This is a genomic window from Dasania marina DSM 21967 (genome assembly GCF_000373485.1).
In the GTDB taxonomy this organism is placed as follows: domain Bacteria; phylum Pseudomonadota; class Gammaproteobacteria; order Pseudomonadales; family Dasaniaceae; genus Dasania; species Dasania marina.
Genome location: NZ_KB891587.1, coordinates 175,189 through 193,001, shown reverse-complemented (window position 1 = coordinate 193,001; position 17,813 = coordinate 175,189). Strand labels below are relative to the sequence as shown.

14 protein-coding genes are annotated in these 17,813 nt (G+C 47.5%); all 14 read left to right on the top strand.

Annotated features, from left to right (window positions below; translation table 11 throughout):
- Positions 1-244: 244 nt before the first annotated feature.
- The 14 genes from rpoB to rpsC all read left to right on the top strand — a co-directional run bounded on the left by rpoB (position 245) and on the right by rpsC (position 17,785).
- A complete protein-coding gene (rpoB, locus tag B067_RS0116045) occupies positions 245-4,321 on the top strand; it encodes a DNA-directed RNA polymerase subunit beta (RefSeq protein WP_026244726.1) in 4,077 nt (1,358 codons plus the stop codon).
- A 59-nt stretch (positions 4,322-4,380) separates the two neighbouring features.
- Positions 4,381-8,601 (top strand): DNA-directed RNA polymerase subunit beta', encoded by a 4,221-nt coding sequence (rpoC, locus tag B067_RS0116040; RefSeq protein ID WP_026244725.1) that lies wholly within the window; start codon positions 4,381-4,383, stop codon positions 8,599-8,601.
- 189 nt (positions 8,602-8,790) lie between these two features.
- Complete coding sequence (rpsL, locus tag B067_RS0116035; RefSeq protein WP_019531113.1) at positions 8,791-9,165, top strand: 30S ribosomal protein S12; 375 nt, start codon at positions 8,791-8,793, stop codon at positions 9,163-9,165.
- Between the two features lie 228 nt (positions 9,166-9,393).
- Entirely contained in the window at positions 9,394-9,864 is a 471-nt protein-coding gene (gene rpsG / locus B067_RS0116030; protein ID WP_019531112.1) for a 30S ribosomal protein S7, read from the top strand.
- 71 nt (positions 9,865-9,935) lie between these two features.
- Positions 9,936-12,044 (top strand): elongation factor G, encoded by a 2,109-nt coding sequence (fusA, locus tag B067_RS0116025; RefSeq protein ID WP_026244724.1) that lies wholly within the window; start codon positions 9,936-9,938, stop codon positions 12,042-12,044.
- A gap of 32 nt (positions 12,045-12,076) precedes the next feature.
- The gene (gene tuf, locus B067_RS0116020; protein WP_019531110.1) at positions 12,077-13,300 is read left to right on the top strand and encodes an elongation factor Tu; all 1,224 of its coding nucleotides are present in this window, start codon (positions 12,077-12,079) and stop codon (positions 13,298-13,300) included.
- A 264-nt stretch (positions 13,301-13,564) separates the two neighbouring features.
- A complete protein-coding gene (gene rpsJ / locus B067_RS0116015) occupies positions 13,565-13,876 on the top strand; it encodes a 30S ribosomal protein S10 (RefSeq protein ID WP_019531109.1) in 312 nt (103 codons plus the stop codon).
- Between the two features lie 131 nt (positions 13,877-14,007).
- Positions 14,008-14,649 (top strand): 50S ribosomal protein L3, encoded by a 642-nt coding sequence (gene rplC, locus B067_RS0116010; protein ID WP_019531108.1) that lies wholly within the window; start codon positions 14,008-14,010, stop codon positions 14,647-14,649.
- A gap of 3 nt (positions 14,650-14,652) precedes the next feature.
- Positions 14,653-15,270 carry a 50S ribosomal protein L4 gene (rplD, locus tag B067_RS0116005; protein ID WP_019531107.1) on the top strand — a complete coding sequence of 206 codons (618 nt, stop codon included), beginning with the start codon at positions 14,653-14,655 and terminating at the stop codon, positions 15,268-15,270.
- Positions 15,267-15,563, top strand: a complete 297-nt coding sequence (gene rplW, locus B067_RS0116000; protein WP_019531106.1) for a 50S ribosomal protein L23 — start codon at positions 15,267-15,269, stop codon at positions 15,561-15,563. Before rplD ends, rplW begins: the two co-directional genes overlap by 4 nt.
- Before the next feature lie 15 nt (positions 15,564-15,578).
- A complete protein-coding gene (gene rplB / locus B067_RS0115995; RefSeq protein WP_019531105.1) occupies positions 15,579-16,406 on the top strand; it encodes a 50S ribosomal protein L2 in 828 nt (275 codons plus the stop codon).
- A gap of 49 nt (positions 16,407-16,455) precedes the next feature.
- Positions 16,456-16,731 carry a 30S ribosomal protein S19 gene (gene rpsS / locus B067_RS0115990; protein ID WP_019531104.1) on the top strand — a complete coding sequence of 92 codons (276 nt, stop codon included), beginning with the start codon at positions 16,456-16,458 and terminating at the stop codon, positions 16,729-16,731.
- Between the two features lie 22 nt (positions 16,732-16,753).
- Positions 16,754-17,092: a 50S ribosomal protein L22 gene (rplV, locus tag B067_RS0115985; protein ID WP_019531103.1), complete on the top strand. Its 339-nt coding sequence runs from the start codon at positions 16,754-16,756 to the stop codon at positions 17,090-17,092.
- Between the two features lie 15 nt (positions 17,093-17,107).
- Positions 17,108-17,785 (top strand): 30S ribosomal protein S3, encoded by a 678-nt coding sequence (gene rpsC, locus B067_RS0115980; RefSeq protein ID WP_019531102.1) that lies wholly within the window; start codon positions 17,108-17,110, stop codon positions 17,783-17,785.
- Positions 17,786-17,813 lie beyond the last annotated feature (28 nt).

Genomic DNA, 17,813 nt, shown 5'->3' with positions numbered 1-17,813 from the left:
TTGTAGAAAGAAACGCTTATTCGGCACTAGCTAGCTTAGGTTGAAAAGCGTAAGGCTGATGGGATGACCTTAGGGTTATTCTCGTCGGCCTTTTTCTGTTTCAGGTTTTTGGGTTTTAAAACCGGACGGGAGCAGAGTAAAAAAGAGTTAATGCAGTATCTTGCAAGTAGTTTTACAAAAAAGGTTAGCCCGATATTTCATTGGGCATGTGATGTACTCACAAAACAAATGCTGGGGAGCGCTGATGGCCTACTCGTATACAGAGAAAAAACGTATCCGCAAGGATTTTGGCAAGATGACAGAAGTCATGGATGTGCCATATCTGCTTGCTATACAGTTGGATTCATATAAGAAATTCACTCAAGAAGGTGTAAGTGCAGAAGAGCGTAAAGACGCTGGCTTGCATGCCGCCTTTAAATCTGTGTTTCCTATTGTTAGCTATTCGGGCAGTGCTGCCCTTGAGTATGTTGACTATAGATTGGGCACGCCGACCTTTGATGTTAGCGAGTGCCAATTGCGAGGTGTTACATATGCAGCGCCATTGCGCGTAAAGGTACGTCTAATTATTTACGATAAAGAATCGTCAAATAAAACCATTAAAGATATTAAAGAACAAGAAGTGTATATGGGCGAAATGCCGCTCATGACAGATAACGGTACCTTTGTTATTAATGGTACTGAGCGTGTTATCGTTTCTCAGTTGCACCGTTCACCAGGTGTGTTCTTTGATCACGATAAAGGCAAAACCCATTCATCGGGTAAATTGCTTTATTCTGCCCGCGTTATTCCTTACCGTGGTTCATGGCTGGATTTTGAGTTCGATGCCAAAGACTTAGTGTATGTGCGTATAGATAGACGTCGTAAATTACCTGCGTCTATATTGCTGCGTGCTTTGGGTTATGGCACACAAGACATACTAGATATGTTTTTCGATTGCGATACCTTCAAAGTCGATAAAACCGGTGGTTTTAATCTGGAACTTATTCCAGAGCGCTTGCGTGGCGAAGTTGCTGCTTTTGATATCTGCGCCAAAAAAGGCGATGTGATCGTTGAGAGTGGTCGTCGTGTTACTGCCAAGCATATCCGTCAGCTGGAAAAGGCTAAGCTTAAGCATCTGGCTGTGCCGGCAGACTATTTAGTTGGTCGTGCTTTAGCAAAAGATACTATTGATGAGAAAACCGGCGAGGTTATATTTGAGGCTAACGCCGAGATTACCGAAGAAATATTAGAAAAGCTGGCTGAGTTAAAAGTAGATACTATAGAAACGCTATACACCAATGAGCTGGATTGCGGTTCATTTGTTAGTGACACTATTCGTATAGATCCATCGCGTTCTGAGTTAGAAGCCTTGGTTGAAATCTATCGCATGATGCGTCCCGGTGAGCCACCTACTAAAGAGTCTGCTGAGAACTTGTTCCAAAACTTGTTCTTTTCCCCAGAGCGTTATGACTTGTCTGGTGTAGGTCGCATGAAGTTTAACCGTCGTCTAGGTCGTGAAGAGATCTTGGGCGAAGGCGTATTAAGCAAAGAAGATATCGTAGACGTGCTTAAGGCCTTGGTTGAGATTCGCAACGGTAAGGGTCGTGTCGATGATATCGATCACTTAGGTAACCGTCGTGTGCGTTCCGTAGGTGAAATGGCTGAAAACCAGTTCCGTGTTGGTTTGGTTAGGGTTGAGCGCGCTGTTAAAGAACGCTTATCAATGGCTGAGTCTGAAGGCTTAATGCCGCAGGATATGATCAATGCCAAACCTGTTGCGGCTGCGGTTAAAGAGTTCTTCGGTTCTTCTCAGTTGTCTCAATTTATGGATCAAAACAATCCATTGTCAGAGATTACTCACAAGCGTCGTGTTTCGGCTTTAGGGCCTGGTGGTTTGACGCGTGAGCGTGCCGGCTTTGAGGTGCGCGACGTACATCCTACGCACTACGGTCGTGTCTGTCCTATCGAAACACCTGAAGGACCAAACATTGGTTTGATCAACTCTTTGGCAACCTATGCTCGCACTAACGAGTACGGTTTTTTAGAGACGCCTTACCGTAGAGTTATCGATGGTAAAGTGACTGACCAGATAGAGTTTTTGTCGGCTATTAACGAATCTGAATATGTTATCGCTCAGGCTTCGGCGACAATGAATGACAAAGGCCAGTTAACCGATGACTTAGTTGCTGTTAGGCATCTTAATGAATTTACTATTAAGCCGCCGGAAGATGTTCAGTATATGGATGTGTCGCCCAAACAGGTTGTTTCTGTTGCTGCGTCATTAATTCCATTCCTAGAACACGATGATGCTAACCGTGCCTTGATGGGTTCGAACATGCAACGTCAGGCTGTACCTACACTTAAAGCTGATAAGCCTTTAGTGGGTACCGGTTTTGAGCGCTATGTGGCCTCTGACTCCGGTGTGTGTATCGTGGCTAAGCGTGGCGGTATTGTTGACAGTGTCGATGCTGGTCGTATCGTTGTTCGTGCCAACGACAGTGAAGTGCAGACAGACGAGTCGCCGGTTGATATTTACAACCTGACTAAGTACACCCGTTCTAACCAAAATACCTGTATTAACCAGCGCGCCATCGTTAAAGAAGGTGATCTAGTTGTGCGTGGCGACATCATGGCTGATGGCCCCTCGGTAGATTTAGGTGAGTTGGCGCTAGGTCAGAACATGCGCATCGCCTTTATGCCTTGGAATGGTTACAACTTCGAGGATTCGATACTGGTTTCTGAGCGCGTAGTGAAAGAGGATAGATTTACCTCTATACACATACAAGAGCTAACCTGTATTGCGCGTGATACCAAACTGGGCTCTGAAGAAGTAACGGCCGATATCCCTAACGTGGGTGAAGGGGCGTTATCTAAACTAGATGAGTCGGGTATTGTTTACATAGGCGCTGAAGTAAACGCAGGCGATATCTTAGTGGGTAAGGTGACACCTAAGGGTGAAACCCAGTTAACCCCTGAGGAAAAACTACTGCGTGCTATCTTTGGTGAAAAAGCCTCTGATGTTAAAGATACTTCATTGCGCGTGCCTTCTAGTGTTAAAGGTACGGTTGTTGATGTGCAAGTATTCACTAGAGACGGCCTTGAAAAAGACGTACGTGCATTAGAAATCGAAAATGCCCAGCTCAATGAATACCGTAAAGATCTGAAAGAAGAGACACGCATAGTTGAAGGTGCAACCTTCGCTTTGTTGCAAAAAGTGTTACTAGGTCAAAAGATTGTTAGCGGCGCTGGCCAAAAGAAAGGTGCGGTAATTACTGAAGAGTTATTAGCCGAACTGGATAACCATGAGTGGTTCAAGCTACGTCTTGCCGACGACGCTGTTAATGCGCAATTAGATAACGCGCAAGAGCAATTAGTTGTGCAGGGCAAGCAAGTCGAAGCTAATTTTGAAGTGAAGAAACGCAAGCTTCAAAGTGGTGATGACCTAGCACCAGGCGTCTTGAAAATCGTTAAGGTTTACCTCGCTATTAAGCGTCGTATACAGCCAGGCGATAAGATGGCGGGACGTCACGGTAACAAAGGTGTTATCTCGGTTATTATGCCTGTAGAAGATATGCCTTATAACTCAGAGGGCGAGCCGGTTGATATCGTGCTTAATCCGCTGGGTGTTCCCTCGCGTATGAACGTAGGTCAGGTATTGGAGACTCACTTGGGGCTCGCGGCTACCGGCCTAGGTGTCAAGATAGATGCTATGCTGCGTGAGCAGGCCAAAGTGGCTGATTTGCGTGGATTCTTAGATAAAATCTATAACGGCGGCGAAGGCAAAAAAGAAGATCTCGATTCCTTCAGCGATGAAGAAATACTGGAGATGGCCGGCAATCTGCGTAAAGGCGTGCCTATGGCTACGCAAGTGTTCGATGGTGCTAAAGAGTCTGAAGTTAAAGACATGCTAGCGCTGGCTGACTTGCCTACCAGTGGTCAAATGCAATTGTATGATGGCCGTACCGGTGAGGCTTTCGATAGAGAGACCACGGTTGGTTACATGTACATGCTTAAGTTGAACCATTTGGTCGACGATAAGATGCATGCGCGTTCTACCGGTTCGTACAGCTTGGTCACGCAGCAACCATTGGGTGGTAAAGCGCAATTTGGTGGTCAGCGTTTTGGTGAGATGGAAGTGTGGGCACTAGAGGCATACGGTGCTGCTTACACCTTGCAGGAAATGCTAACGGTTAAGTCGGATGACGTGGCCGGTCGTACCAAGATGTATAAAAACATAGTCGATGGCGATCAGCGTATGGAGCCTGGCATGCCAGAATCCTTCAACGTGTTGCTCAAAGAGATTCGTTCTCTGGGTATCGACATGGAATTAGACAGCGAATAATCATCGACTAGCGACTGTAAGGGGGCACTTAGTGCTCCCTTCGTAGCGGAGGAACGGCTTTGAAAGACTTACTGAATCTCATCAAGCAAGGGAAAAACGAAGAGTTTGACTCTATCCGGATTGGCTTGTCGTCACCGGAAATGATTCGTTCTTGGTCCTTTGGTGAAGTTAAAAAACCAGAAACCATTAACTACCGTACGTTCAAGCCTGAGCGTGACGGTTTGTTTTGTGCCAAAATTTTTGGCCCAGTTAAAGACTACGAGTGTTTGTGCGGTAAGTACAAACGCTTGAAGCATCGCGGTGTTATTTGTGAGAAGTGTGGCGTTGAAGTCGCGCTCTCAAAAGTGCGTCGTGAGCGCATGGGTCATATCGAGCTAGCCGCGCCGGTTGCGCATATCTGGTTCCTGAAATCCCTGCCTAGCCGCATAGGTTTATTATTGGATATGACGCTGCGTGATATAGAGCGTATTCTTTATTTTGAATCTTATGTGGTTATCGATCCGGGCATGACTGACCTTGAAAAAGGCCAAATGCTTACCGATGAAGAATACTATGATTCTTTAGAAGAGCATGGCGATGAGTTTGTTGCCATGATGGGTGCCGAAGCGGTACAGCTTCTGATGAAAGAAATTGATGTTGATGAAGAGGTTGCCACTTTACGGGAAGAAATCCCCGCAACCAATTCTGAAACTAAAATCAAAAAGCTATCTAAGCGTTTAAAGTTAATGGAAGCGCTACAAAGCTCAGGCAACAAAGCTGAGTGGATGGTGTTGAATGCACTGCCGGTTCTGCCGCCTGATTTACGCCCATTAGTTCCGCTAGATGGCGGTCGCTTTGCGACGTCAGATTTGAACGACTTATACCGTCGTGTCATCAACCGTAACAACCGTTTGAAGCGTCTATTAGACTTAAGCGCACCAGACATTATCGTGCGCAACGAAAAACGTATGCTGCAAGAGTCAGTTGATGCCTTATTAGATAACGGCCGTCGCGGTAGAGCCATCACCGGCTCTAACAAGCGTCCGCTGAAATCTTTGGCTGATATGATCAAAGGTAAGCAGGGTCGTTTCCGTCAAAACCTTTTGGGTAAGCGAGTCGACTATTCTGGCCGTTCGGTTATCGTGGTTGGTCCTACTTTGCGTTTGCATCAGTGTGGTCTACCTAAGAAAATGGCTTTGGAATTATTTAAGCCTTTCATCTTTGGTAAATTAGAAGCTCGCGGTTTGGCAACAACAATTAAAGCTGCCAAGAAAATGGTTGAGCGTGAGCCACCAGAAGTTTGGGATATACTTGCAGAAGTTATCCGCGAACATCCGGTTATGCTTAACCGTGCACCCACACTTCACCGTTTGGGCATACAGGCGTTTGAGCCTGTGTTGATCGAAGGTAAAGCGATACAGTTGCACCCATTAGTGTGTGCGGCCTATAACGCTGACTTTGATGGTGACCAAATGGCGGTACACGTGCCACTGACTATAGAAGCTCAGTTGGAAGCCCGTGCGCTAATGATGTCTACCAACAACGTACTGTCACCTGCTAACGGTGAGCCTATCATCGTTCCTTCGCAGGATGTGGTGTTGGGTTTGTACTGGATGACGCGTTCACGCGTTAATGCCTTGGGTGAGGGTATGGTTTTCTCTAACCCAGAAGAGGTGCATCGTGCTTACCATTCGCGCGCTGTTCATCTGCAGGCGCGTATCAAATGTCGAATCAAAGAAGTTGCTTTCGATATGGATACCCGCGAGCGTAGCGAGGTCATCAAGATTGTTGATACCACGGTAGGTCGTATCCTGTTTTGGCAAATCGTACCCCCAGGCTTGCCGTATGATTTGGTTAACGATCCATTGGTTAAAAAGAATATCTCGCGCATTCTTAACCGTTGTTACCGTGAAGTAGGTTTGAAAGAAACCGTTATCTTTGCAGACCAGCTGATGTATATGGGCTTTGCTTATTCAACACGCTCAGGTGCCTCTATCGGTGTTAACGATTTTGTTATCCCTGTTGAGAAGGCCACTATTATTGGCGGCGCCGAAGCTGAGGTACGTGAAATCGAATCTCAATATGCTTCCGGTCTAGTAACCCATGGTGAGAAATACAACAAGGTTATCGATATTTGGTCGCGTGCCAATGACTTAGTGTCAAAGGCTATGATGGACGGTTTATCGAAAGAGCCTGTTATTAACCGTGATGGCGAAGAAGAGTTACAAGACTCCTTCAACTCGGTATATATCTACGCCGACTCAGGTGCTAGGGGTTCGCCAGCACAGATACGTCAGTTGGCTGGTATGCGTGGTCTGATGGCTAAGCCTGATGGCTCCATCATCGAAACGCCTATCGTGGCTAACTTCCGTGAAGGTCTAAACGTACTGCAGTACTTTATCTCTACTCACGGTGCGCGTAAGGGTCTGGCTGATACCGCATTGAAAACAGCGAACTCGGGTTACCTGACGCGTCGCTTGGTAGATGTAGCGCAAGATTTGGTTGTTACCGAAGTGGATTGTGGTACCGATGAAGGTCTAACCATGGCGCCGGTTATCGATGGCGGTGACGTTATTGAAACCCTAGGTGACCGCGTGTTGGGTCGTATCACGGCGCTTGATGTAATCATGCCTGGTACTAATGACGTAATCTTTGAAAAAGGCCGTATGTTCGACGAGCGTGATGTAGAGCGCTTGGAAGAATTAGGTATAGACGAGGTGTTAGTACGCTCGGCTATTACGTGTGAGACCCGCTATGGTCTGTGTGCTACCTGTTACGGCCGTGACTTGGCTAGAGGCCATGTGGTCAACGTAGGTGAGGCAGTGGGTGTTATTGCTGCACAGTCTATCGGTGAGCCAGGTACCCAGTTAACCATGCGTACCTTCCACATTGGTGGTGCGGCATCACGTGCGACTGCGGTGGATAATATCCAAGTTAAGCAGGCCGGTACGGTACGTTTGCATAACCTGAAGTTTGTTACTCGCTCTGATGGCTACCTAGTGGCAGTAAGCCGTTCAGGTGAGTTAGCGGTTGCTGACAAGACGGGTCGTGAGCGCGAGCGCTACAAACTACCTTATGGTGCCTTAATTAAGGTGGCCGATAACGGTGTAGTAGAGGCTGGTGATGTGGTTGCCACTTGGGATCCGCATACTCACCCTATTGTTACTGAAGTGGCCGGTAAGGTTAAGTTTAGCGGTATGGAAAACGGTATTACCGTTAACACCCAAACCGATGATTTGACGGGTTTGAGTTCTATTTCGGTGATAGACCCTGCCGAGCGTCCAACTTCCGGTAAAGAAGTGCGCCCAGCGGTAACCTTGGTTGACGATAACGGCGAAGAGTTGTGTTTGGCAGGTACTAATATGCCCGCGCGCTACTTCTTGCCAGCTAACGCCATAGTCGGTTTAGCCGATGGTAATATCGTGCAGGAAGGTGATGTAATCGCCCGTATTCCTCAGGAGAGTTCAAAGACTCGTGATATTACCGGTGGTCTGCCACGGGTTGCTGATTTGTTTGAGGCACGTAAACCGAAAGAGCCGGCTATTTTGGCTGAGATCTCAGGTACCGTTACCTTCGGTAAAGAGACTAAGGGCAAGCGCCGTTTAGTTATTACACCTACTGATGGTGCTACCTATAAAGGTGCTGACCACTACGAGGCCTTAATCCCTAAGTGGCGTAACCTCACCGTGTTTGAGGGTGAGCATGTAGCCAAAGGTGAAATGGTATCGGAAGGTCCGTTAAGCCCGCACGATATCCTGCGTCTCAAGGGTGTAGAGGAGCTAGCTCGCTACATTACCACTGAGATTCAAGAGGTTTACCGTCTGCAGGGTGTAAAGATCAACGATAAGCACATAGAGGTTATCTGTCGTCAGATGCTACGTAAGGCTGACATAGGCACCTCAGGTGATTCGTCCTTGATTAAAGGTGAGCAGGTGGAATACACCCGCGTACTGGAAGAGAACGAGCGTTTGACCGCGGAAGACAAAATTACCGCAGCTTACGAGCGTGTGTTGTTGGGTATTACCAAGGCCTCTTTGGCGACGGAGTCGTTTATTTCGGCGGCATCGTTCCAGGAAACCACTCGCGTGTTGACCGAGGCTGCTGTAACCGGCAAGCGCGATCATTTACGCGGCTTGAAAGAAAACGTGGTAGTGGGTCGCTTGATCCCTGCGGGTACGGGTTTGGCATATCATGCCGAGCGCAAGCGTCGCAAGGAAGAAGGGCGGGCTGTTGACACGGCCACTGTTAGCGCTGCTGATATAGAAGCGGCACTGACTGAGGCTTTAAAAGAAGGGAGTTAATCTGAGAGGGTGATATTGCATTACCCTCTGAGTAAAACTCTTGACTAGGGTTGAGCGCGTCTATAGAATTCGCGCTCGCCTTTTTAACGAGGTTTATTTGGCTGCGCCAGGTAAATCTCTGCCGCTGGCGCCGGGGAAGCCCTGTTTTTAGCGGTTTCGTTGAAAATTTATTGATTTGGAGTTTGTTAGATGGCAACGATCAACCAGTTGGTTCGTAAGCCGAGAAAACGTAAGGTTCAAAAAAGCGACGTTCCTGCATTGCAGGCTTGTCCGCAGCGCCGTGGTGTGTGCACTCGTGTTTACACTACTACGCCTAAAAAGCCTAATTCTGCGTTACGTAAAGTATGTCGTGTACGTTTAACCAACGGTTACGAAGTAAGTTCGTATATCGGCGGTGAAGGTCACAACCTACAAGAACACAGTGTTGTGCTTATACGCGGTGGTCGTGTAAAAGATTTGCCCGGTGTGCGTTATCACACTGTTCGCGGTAGCCTAGATACTTCGGGTGTTGCTGATCGTAAGCAAGCTCGCTCTAAGTATGGTGCTAAGCGTCCTAAGAAGTAGCCGTAGGGCTACGGGGACAGATCTTTAGCTCTGCCCCCTCTGTAGGCAAAAAGCTGACAGCTAAACTGTCATACGTTTTAACGGTTTAAACAGTACCTTGCAGGTTATTCAGTTAACAGCAGGTAAATATTTCAACCTTAGTAAGGCCAGACCTCTGCCACCCACACTCCCTATTCTGGGATATGGCGAAGTTGGTGTTTGGGCAAACCTGAAGAAAAGGGCTATATCATGCCAAGAAGAAGAGTTGTCGCGAAGCGCGAAATTCTACCGGATCCTAAGTTCGGAGATTTGACGCTAGCTAAGTTTATGAACCACGTAATGATTAGTGGTAAGAAATCCGTCGCTGAAAGCATTGTTTACGGTGCCTTGGAAATTGTTCAAGAGCGTTTGGGTAAAGATCCTATTGAGTCTTTTGTGGAAGCGTTAGATGCTATCGCGCCTATGGTTGAGGTTAAGTCTCGCCGTGTAGGTGGTGCTACCTATCAGGTTCCTGTAGAAGTGCGTCCTTCTCGTCGCCATGCCTTGGCTATGCGTTGGTTGGTTGAGTACTCACGTGGTCGTGGTGAAAAATCTATGCGTCAGCGTTTGGCGGGTGAAATCATCGACGCAACACAGGGCAAGGGCTCTGCTGTTAAAAAGCGTGAAGATGTACATCGCATGGCTGAAGCGAACAAGGCATTCTCACACTACCGTTTCTAGGTGTGGTTTGTTTAGGTGGGGTGCGCTGGTCGCGCCCCTGTTCTTGTTTTCATCACTAATGAGTAATAAAAGTGGCGCGTAAAACACCCATAAGACGGTACCGGAACATCGGTATTTGTGCGCACGTAGATGCGGGTAAAACCACAACTACCGAGCGCGTGTTGTTCTATACGGGTCTGTCACACAAAATTGGTGAGGTTCATGATGGCGCGGCCACCATGGATTGGATGGAGCAAGAGCAAGAACGAGGTATTACCATTACCTCCGCGGCTACCACCTGTTTTTGGGCGGGTATGCAGCAGCAATTTGATCAGCATCGTATCAATATTATCGATACACCTGGGCACGTCGACTTCACTATAGAGGTGGAGCGTTCGCTGCGGGTATTAGATGGTGCGGTGGTGGTGTTGTGTGGTTCCTCCGGTGTTCAGCCGCAAACTGAAACCGTGTGGCGTCAGGCCAACAAATATGAAGTGCCACGGCTAGTGTTCGTCAACAAGATGGATAGAGCCGGGGCTGACTTTCATAAGGTGATTGCTCAGCTTAAGGCGCGTCTGGGGGCAAATCCAGTGCCTCTGCAGATGACCATAGGGTCTGAGGAAGGCTTTGAAGGGGTAGTCGACCTCGTCAAAATGAAAGCCATACACTGGAATGCCGAAGATCAGGGTATGACCTTTGATTACGGCGAAATTCCAGCTGACCTTATGGATGAGTGTGTAGCGATGCGTGAGTTCATGGTGGAGTCGGCGGCTGAGGCCACTGATGAGCTAATGAATAAGTACTTAGAAGGCGAAGCGCTGAGCGAAGAAGAGATTATTGCTGGCATACGTAAGCGCACGCTAGCGAACGAAATTGTACCGGTTCTTGGTGGTTCGGCCTTCAAGAACAAGGGTGTGCAGGCTATGTTGGATGCAGTCATTCAGTACATGCCTTCGCCCGAAGAGGTTAAAGCTATCGAGGGTCACCTCGACGACAAAGATGAGACTCCGGCAACTAGAGTTGCAGATGATGATGCGCCCTTTGCTGCTTTGGCCTTTAAGATTGCTACCGACCCTTTCGTGGGTACGCTGACTTTCTTTCGAGTGTATTCGGGGAGATTGGAGAGCGGCACCGCGGTGTATAACTCGGTAAAAATGAAAAAAGAACGTGTCGGCCGTATGGTGCAGATGCACGCGAATGACAGGCAAGAAATTAAAGAGGTGTTGGCGGGCGACATAGCCGCTGCCATCGGCCTGAAGGATGTAACGACAGGCGATACGCTGTGCGACCCCGGCAATGTCATTGTGTTGGAGCGTATGGAGTTTCCAGAGCCCGTTATTTCCGTTGCGGTAGAGCCACGATCGGTTCCCGACCAGGAGAAAATGGGTGTAGCCTTGGGCAAATTGGCGCAAGAAGACCCTTCTTTTAGGGTAAAAACCGATGAAGAGTCGGGTCAAACCATTATATCGGGCATGGGTGAATTGCACCTGGATATATTGGTTGATAGGATGCGCCGCGAGTTTGGCGTTGAGGCGAATATCGGTAAGCCGCAGGTGGCCTATCGTGAGGCCATTACTGCGACCATAGAGATTGAGGGCAAATTTGTTCGTCAGTCGGGTGGTCGCGGCCAGTATGGGCATGTTTGGATTAAGTTTGAGCCAGGCGAAGATGCCAATGCTGAGAAATTAGAGTTTATCAATGAAATCGTTGGTGGTACTGTTCCTCGCGAATATATACCGGCGATAGAAAAAGGTGTTGCAGAGCAAATGCAGAATGGCGTGTTGGCGGGTTACCCCCTGCTAGGCCTGAAGGCAACTCTGTATGATGGATCTTTCCATGATGTGGATTCTAACGAGATGGCTTTTAAGGTTGCGGCGTCAATGGCAACTAAAAAGCTAGCTCAACAAGGTGGCGCTGAGCTGCTGGAACCCATCATGAAAGTAGAAGTGGTAACTCCTGAAGAGAATATGGGTGACGTTGTCGGTGATTTGAACCGTCGTCGCGGTATGATTTTAGGTATGGACGAAAATGCCTCAGGCAAGGTCGTTAATGCTGAGGTGCCACTTGGTGAAATGTTTGGTTATGCCACTGATTTGCGTTCCGCAACCCAAGGGCGGGCAACCTTCACCATGGAGTTTGAGAAATATTCTCCGGCACCAAAAAATGTTGCGGATTTGATAATCGCAAAAACCCAAGGTTAACTTTCTTTTAACAATTGACGAGGTAATTAGCTGTGGCTAAGGAAAAATTCGAACGGACCAAACCGCACGTCAACGTTGGCACTATCGGGCACGTTGACCATGGTAAAACTACATTAACAGCTGCGCTAACACGCGTAGCAGCTGAAGTATTTGGTGGTAAAGCGGTAGACTTCGCTAACATCGATAATGCTCCAGAAGAGCGTGAGCGCGGTATTACTATCGCTACATCTCACGTTGAGTATGATACGACTGCGCGTCACTACGCACACGTAGACTGCCCAGGACACGCCGATTATGTTAAAAACATGATTACGGGTGCTGCTCAAATGGATGGTGCTATCTTAGTATGTGGCGCCACTGATGGTCCTATGCCTCAAACTCGCGAGCACATCTTGTTGTCTCGTCAGGTTGGCGTTCCTTACATCGTAGTTTTCTTAAACAAGGCTGACTTGTTGGCTGAAGACTGTGGCGGTGCGGACTCTGAAGAATACGCTGAAATGATCGAGTTAGTAGAGATGGAATTACGTGAGTTATTAGATACTTACGAATTCCCTGGTGATGATACTCCTATCATTCCTGGTTCTGCATTAATGGCTCTAAACGGCGAAGATGACAACGAGTTAGGTACTACTGCTGTTAAGAAGTTGCTTGAAACTCTTGATACCTATATTCCTGAGCCTGAGCGTGCTATCGATGGTGCATTCTTAATGCCTATCGAAGATGTGTTCTCTATCTCTGGTCGTGGTACGGTTGTTACTGGTCGTGTTGAGCGCGGTATTGTTAATACAGGTGACGAAGTTGAGATCATCGGTATACGCGATACTACCAAGACTACCTGTACAGGTGTTGAAATGTTCCGCAAATTGCTAGACGAAGGTCGTGCTGGCGAGAACATTGGTGCCTTGTTACGTGGTACTAAACGTGAAGACGTTGAACGTGGTCAAGTATTGGCTAAGCCTGGTTCTATTACTCCACACACTAAGTTTGAAGCAGAAGTGTATGTGTTGGGTAAAGATGAAGGTGGTCGTCACACGCCATTCTTTAAAGGCTACCGTCCACAGTTCTACTTCCGTACTACTGACATCACAGGTGCTTGTGAGCTTCCAGAGGGTGTTGAAATGGTAATGCCTGGTGACAACGTACAGATGGTTGTTACTTTGATTAACCCTATCGCGATGGACGACGGCTTACGCTTCGCTATCCGTGAAGGTGGCCGTACCGTTGGTGCTGGTGTTGTAGCTAAAGTTATCGAGTAATATTGCTTGATGGCTGCCGTCCTAGGGCGGCACAGTCAAGGGGCTTCGGCCCCTTTTTTGGTAGCTGTCATGGCATGGTAGTGTTTTCGCAGGTATTGACTTTGGGTGTTTGCCCGATGCAGCTTGAAATAGTTGGAAATAAGCGAGAATCATGTTGACAGTAGGTGGGGCGCTCTTTAGAATGCGCCTTCCATTTTTGGGGTAGTTCTAGGCATAAAGTACTAGAGTCTCTGGAATTTGTATCGGTATTGGGAGTGTTGGTCTGTGCAGAATCAGCGAATCAGAATTCGTTTAAAAGCTTTTGACCATCGCCTAATCGACGTGTCTACGCAAGAGATTGTAGAGACAGCAAAGCGTACAGGTGCACAGGTTCGTGGTCCAATTCCACTGCCTACGCGCAAAGAGCGTTTTACTGTGTTGATCTCTCCGCACGTGAATAAGGATGCTCGTGATCAATACGAAATCCGTACTCACAAGCGCTTGCTGGACATTGTTGAGCCAACAGAAAAAACGGTAGATGCGTTGATGAAGTTGGATTTGGCGGCTGGTGTAGAAGTTCAAATTAGCTTAGGTTAAGAAAAGTCTTAATCGAGCTGGAAAATTAAAAGTAAGGCCCGCTCGGGGGTCGATCCCTGAGCTGTGTAACGCATTAATTTGTTTAGTGCGGCCATAGAGGGTGAAGCCCCGTACACTGTGAGGTTAAAGTGATGACTATTGGTTTAGTCGGTCGTAAAAGCGGCATGACTCGCGTTTTTACAGAAGACGGCATATCTATTCCGGTAACGGTGATTGAGGTTGATCCTAATCGCGTTACTTGTGTTAAAACTGAAGATAACGATGGCTATTCGGCTATTCAGGTTACTACCGGTGCGCGTAAAGCGTCTCGTGTAGCTAAGTCTGAAGCTGGTCAGTTCGCGAAAGCGGGTGTTGATGCTGGTCGTGGTCTTTGGGAATTCCGCGTAAACAGCGATGAGGCTCCTGAAGTGGGTGCTGAGTTGACTGTATCTACTTTCGAAGTTGGTCAAAAAGTCGATGTGACTGGCCAGTCGAAGGGTAAAGGTTTTCAGGGCGGTATTAAGCGCTGGAACTTCCGTATGCAAGATGCAACGCACGGTAACTCTATTTCACACCGTTCAAATGGTTCTATTGGTCAGTGTCAAACTCCAGGTCGCGTTTTCAAAGGTAAGAAAATGTCCGGTCATATGGGTGCTGAGCGTGTAACTGTGCAAACGCTAGAAGTAGTGCGTGTAGATGCTGAACGCAACTTATTATTGATTAAGGGTGCTGTTCCTGGCGCTCCTGGTGGTGACGTAATTGTACGTCCTGCTGTTAAGGTTAAGGGGGCATAAGCAATGGAATTAAGTATTGCGAAACCCGGTAACGCTGCCGCTGGTAAAGTTGAAGTGTCAGATGTTACTTTTGCAAAAGAATTTAATGAAGATCTAGTGCATCAGGTTGTGACTGCTTATTTAGCAGCCGCTCGCCAAGGTACGCGTGCGCAAAAAAATCGCGCCGCTGTGTCTGGTGGTGGTAAGAAGCCTTGGCGTCAAAAAGGTACGGGTCGTGCTCGTGCTGGTACGTCTAGCTCTCCAATCTGGCGTTCAGGTGGTGTTACATTTGCCGCCAAGCCGCAAGATCATTCGCAAAAAGTTAACAAGAAAATGTACCGCGCTGCGCTGCGTTCTATCTTGTCTGAATTAGCTAGGCAAGATCGCTTAGTTATTGTTGAAGAGTTCGCTCTTGAGCAGCCTAAAACGAAAGCGCTGGTCGCTGAGTTAGCGGGTTTGGGCTTGCAGGGTGCGTTAATTGTTTCTGATGAAGTAACAGAAAACGTATACCTGGCTTCACGTAACTTGCATAAAGTTGATGTTCGCGACGTGCAGGCTGTGGATCCGGTAAGTCTTATCTCTTTTGATAAGGTTGTGATGACGGTTTCTGCTGTTAAGCAATTTGAGGAGATGTTAGGGTGAATACAGAGCGTATCTATCAAGTTCTGCAGGGGCCGCGCATTTCCGAAAAAGCGGCTTACAGCGCAGATTTAAACAATCAGTTTGTTTTTAAAGTTGCAGTTACTGCGACTAAGCTAGAAATCAGAAGAGCGGTTGAAAAACTGTTTAGCGTTAAAGTGTCAGAAGTTCGCACACTAAATGTTAACGGTAAAGTTAAGCGCAATAAATTTGGTTTGAGCAAAAAAGCAGACTGGAAAAAAGCTTATGTTCGTCTAGAGCAAGGTCATGAAATTGACTTCGCTGTAGCTGAGTAAGGGGAGTTAGGTTAGATGGCAATTGTAAAAAGTAAACCAACTTCTCCAGGCCGCCGCCATGTTGTTAGGGTTCTTACTCCTGATTTACATAAAGGTGCTCCTTACAAGGCGTTACTAGAGAAGAAAAGTAAAAGTGGTGGTCGCAACAACAATGGTCGCATAACTACGCGTCACATTGGTGGTGGTCACAAACAGCACTATCGTGTTATTGACTTTAAGCGCAACAAAGATGGCATACCTGCCGTAATTGAGCGTTTAGAGTACGATCCTAACCGTACTGCCAACATTGCTTTAGTGTTGTATGCAGATGGTGAGCGTCGTTACATTATCGCCCCTAAGAAAGTTTCTGCGGGTGATGAGATATTGTCTGGTGAAGCTGCGTCTATTAAGGCGGGTAACACTTTGCCGTTGCGCAACATCCCGGTGGGTTCTGTAATTCACTGTATTGAGCTTAAGCCTGGTAAGGGTGCTCAGATGGCGCGTAGTGCGGGCACATCAGCTCAGCTGGTGGCGCGTGACGGTCAATATGTGACTTTGCGTTTACGCTCAGGCGAAATGCGCAAAGTATTGTCGGATTGCCGTGCAACCTTAGGTGAAGTATCTAACAGTGAGCATAGCTTGCGTAAGTTAGGTAAAGCTGGTGCTTCGCGCTGGCGTGGTGTTCGCCCCACGGTTCGTGGTGTTGCGATGAACCCGGTTGATCACCCACATGGTGGTGGTGAAGGTCGTACTTCGGGTGGTCGTCATCCAGTATCGCCTTGGGGTACGCCAACTAAGGGTTACAAGACTCGGAAAAACAAGCGCACTAATAAGTTGATCGTGCGTAAACGCGGCGCTAAATAAATAGCGGCGGAAGCTAACTGTAGAAAGTTATTAGTAAGAGGATAGGGCTGTGCCACGTTCACTGAAAAAAGGTCCATTTATTGATCTTCATTTAGTTAAGAAGGTTGAAACTGCGATCGAAAGCAATGACAAGCGTCCCATTAAAACATGGTCGCGTCGTTCAATGATTTCCCCAGATATGGTGGGTTTGACTATCGCTGTTCACAATGGTCGTCAGCACGTTCCTGTTTTTGTTACTGAAGACATGGTTGGCCATAAGTTGGGCGAATTTGCAGCTACACGCACTTATCGCGGCCACGTCGCTGATAAGAAAGCGAAGCGCTAAACGGTTTTAAGAGGTTATTAAGATGGAAGTTGCGGCAAAATTGAAAGGTGCCCGATTATCTGCTCAGAAGGCCCGTTTGGTTGCTGATCAGATTCGCGGTAAAGGTGTAGAGGAGGCATTAGATCTTCTAGCCTACAGCCCTAAAAAGGGCGCCGATATAATCAAGAAAGTATTAAACTCTGCGATTGCTAATGCAGAGCACAATGAGGGTGCGGATGTCGATGGGTTGGTTGTTTCAACTATCTTCGTTGATGAGGGCATGACTATGAAACGTCTTCGTCCACGCGCCAAGGGCCGTGCGGATCGCATTTTAAAGCGTTCTTGTCACATCACAGTTACAGTTGCTGATAGCGAAGGCTAAGTAGGAGACGACCAAATGGGTCAGAAAGTACATCCCACGGGTATCCGTTTAGGCATAGTAAAAGAGCATAACTCTATATGGTATGCAGACGGCAGTGCCTACGCCGAAAATCTAGTAAACGATCTGCGCGTACGTGCATACGTTGAAGAGAAGTTGGCGCACGCTTCTGTAAGCCGTGTTGTTATTGAGCGCTCTGCGCAAACAGCTAAGCTAACTATTCATACAGCGCGTCCTGGCATTGTGATTGGTAAGAAAGGTGAAGATGTCGATAAGCTTCGCAAAGAATTATCTTCGAGAATGGGCGTGCCTGTGCACATCAACATCGAAGAGATTCGCAAGCCAGACATGGATGCAAAATTGGTAGCGGCTAACGTTGCTGGCCAATTAGAGCGTCGTGTTATGTTCCGTCGTGCGATGAAGCGTGTAGTTCAAAACGCTCTACGTCAAGGTGCGGAAGGTATCAAAGTACAGGTTAGCGGTCGTGTTGGCGGTGCAGAAATTGCCCGTACCGAATGGTACCGTGAAGGTCGTGTACCTTTGCACACACTGCGTGCTGATATCGATTATGCAGCTCATGAAGCATCTACCACTTACGGCATTATTGGCGTAAAAGTTTGGATCTTCAAAGGCGAGGTTTTGCCAGGCACTGAACAAGTGGAAGCAAAAACCAGTAAGAAGTCAGCTACTAACTAAGCTATTAATTTAAGAGTTAAGGGTTACG

Excerpts from the sequence above, each read along its gene's own strand:
- rplD (WP_019531107.1), top strand. The coding sequence starts at position 14,653 with ATGGAATTAAGTATTGCGAAACCCGGTAACGCTGCCGCTGGTAAAGTT.
- rpsG (WP_019531112.1), top strand. The coding sequence starts at position 9,394 with ATGCCAAGAAGAAGAGTTGTCGCGAAGCGCGAAATTCTACCGGATCCT.
- rplC (WP_019531108.1), top strand. The coding sequence starts at position 14,008 with ATGACTATTGGTTTAGTCGGTCGTAAAAGCGGCATGACTCGCGTTTTT.
- rpoB (WP_026244726.1), top strand. The coding sequence starts at position 245 with ATGGCCTACTCGTATACAGAGAAAAAACGTATCCGCAAGGATTTTGGC.
- rpsC (WP_019531102.1), top strand. The coding sequence starts at position 17,108 with ATGGGTCAGAAAGTACATCCCACGGGTATCCGTTTAGGCATAGTAAAA.
- rplV (WP_019531103.1), top strand. The coding sequence starts at position 16,754 with ATGGAAGTTGCGGCAAAATTGAAAGGTGCCCGATTATCTGCTCAGAAG.
- rplB (WP_019531105.1), top strand. The coding sequence starts at position 15,579 with ATGGCAATTGTAAAAAGTAAACCAACTTCTCCAGGCCGCCGCCATGTT.
- rpsL (WP_019531113.1), top strand. The coding sequence starts at position 8,791 with ATGGCAACGATCAACCAGTTGGTTCGTAAGCCGAGAAAACGTAAGGTT.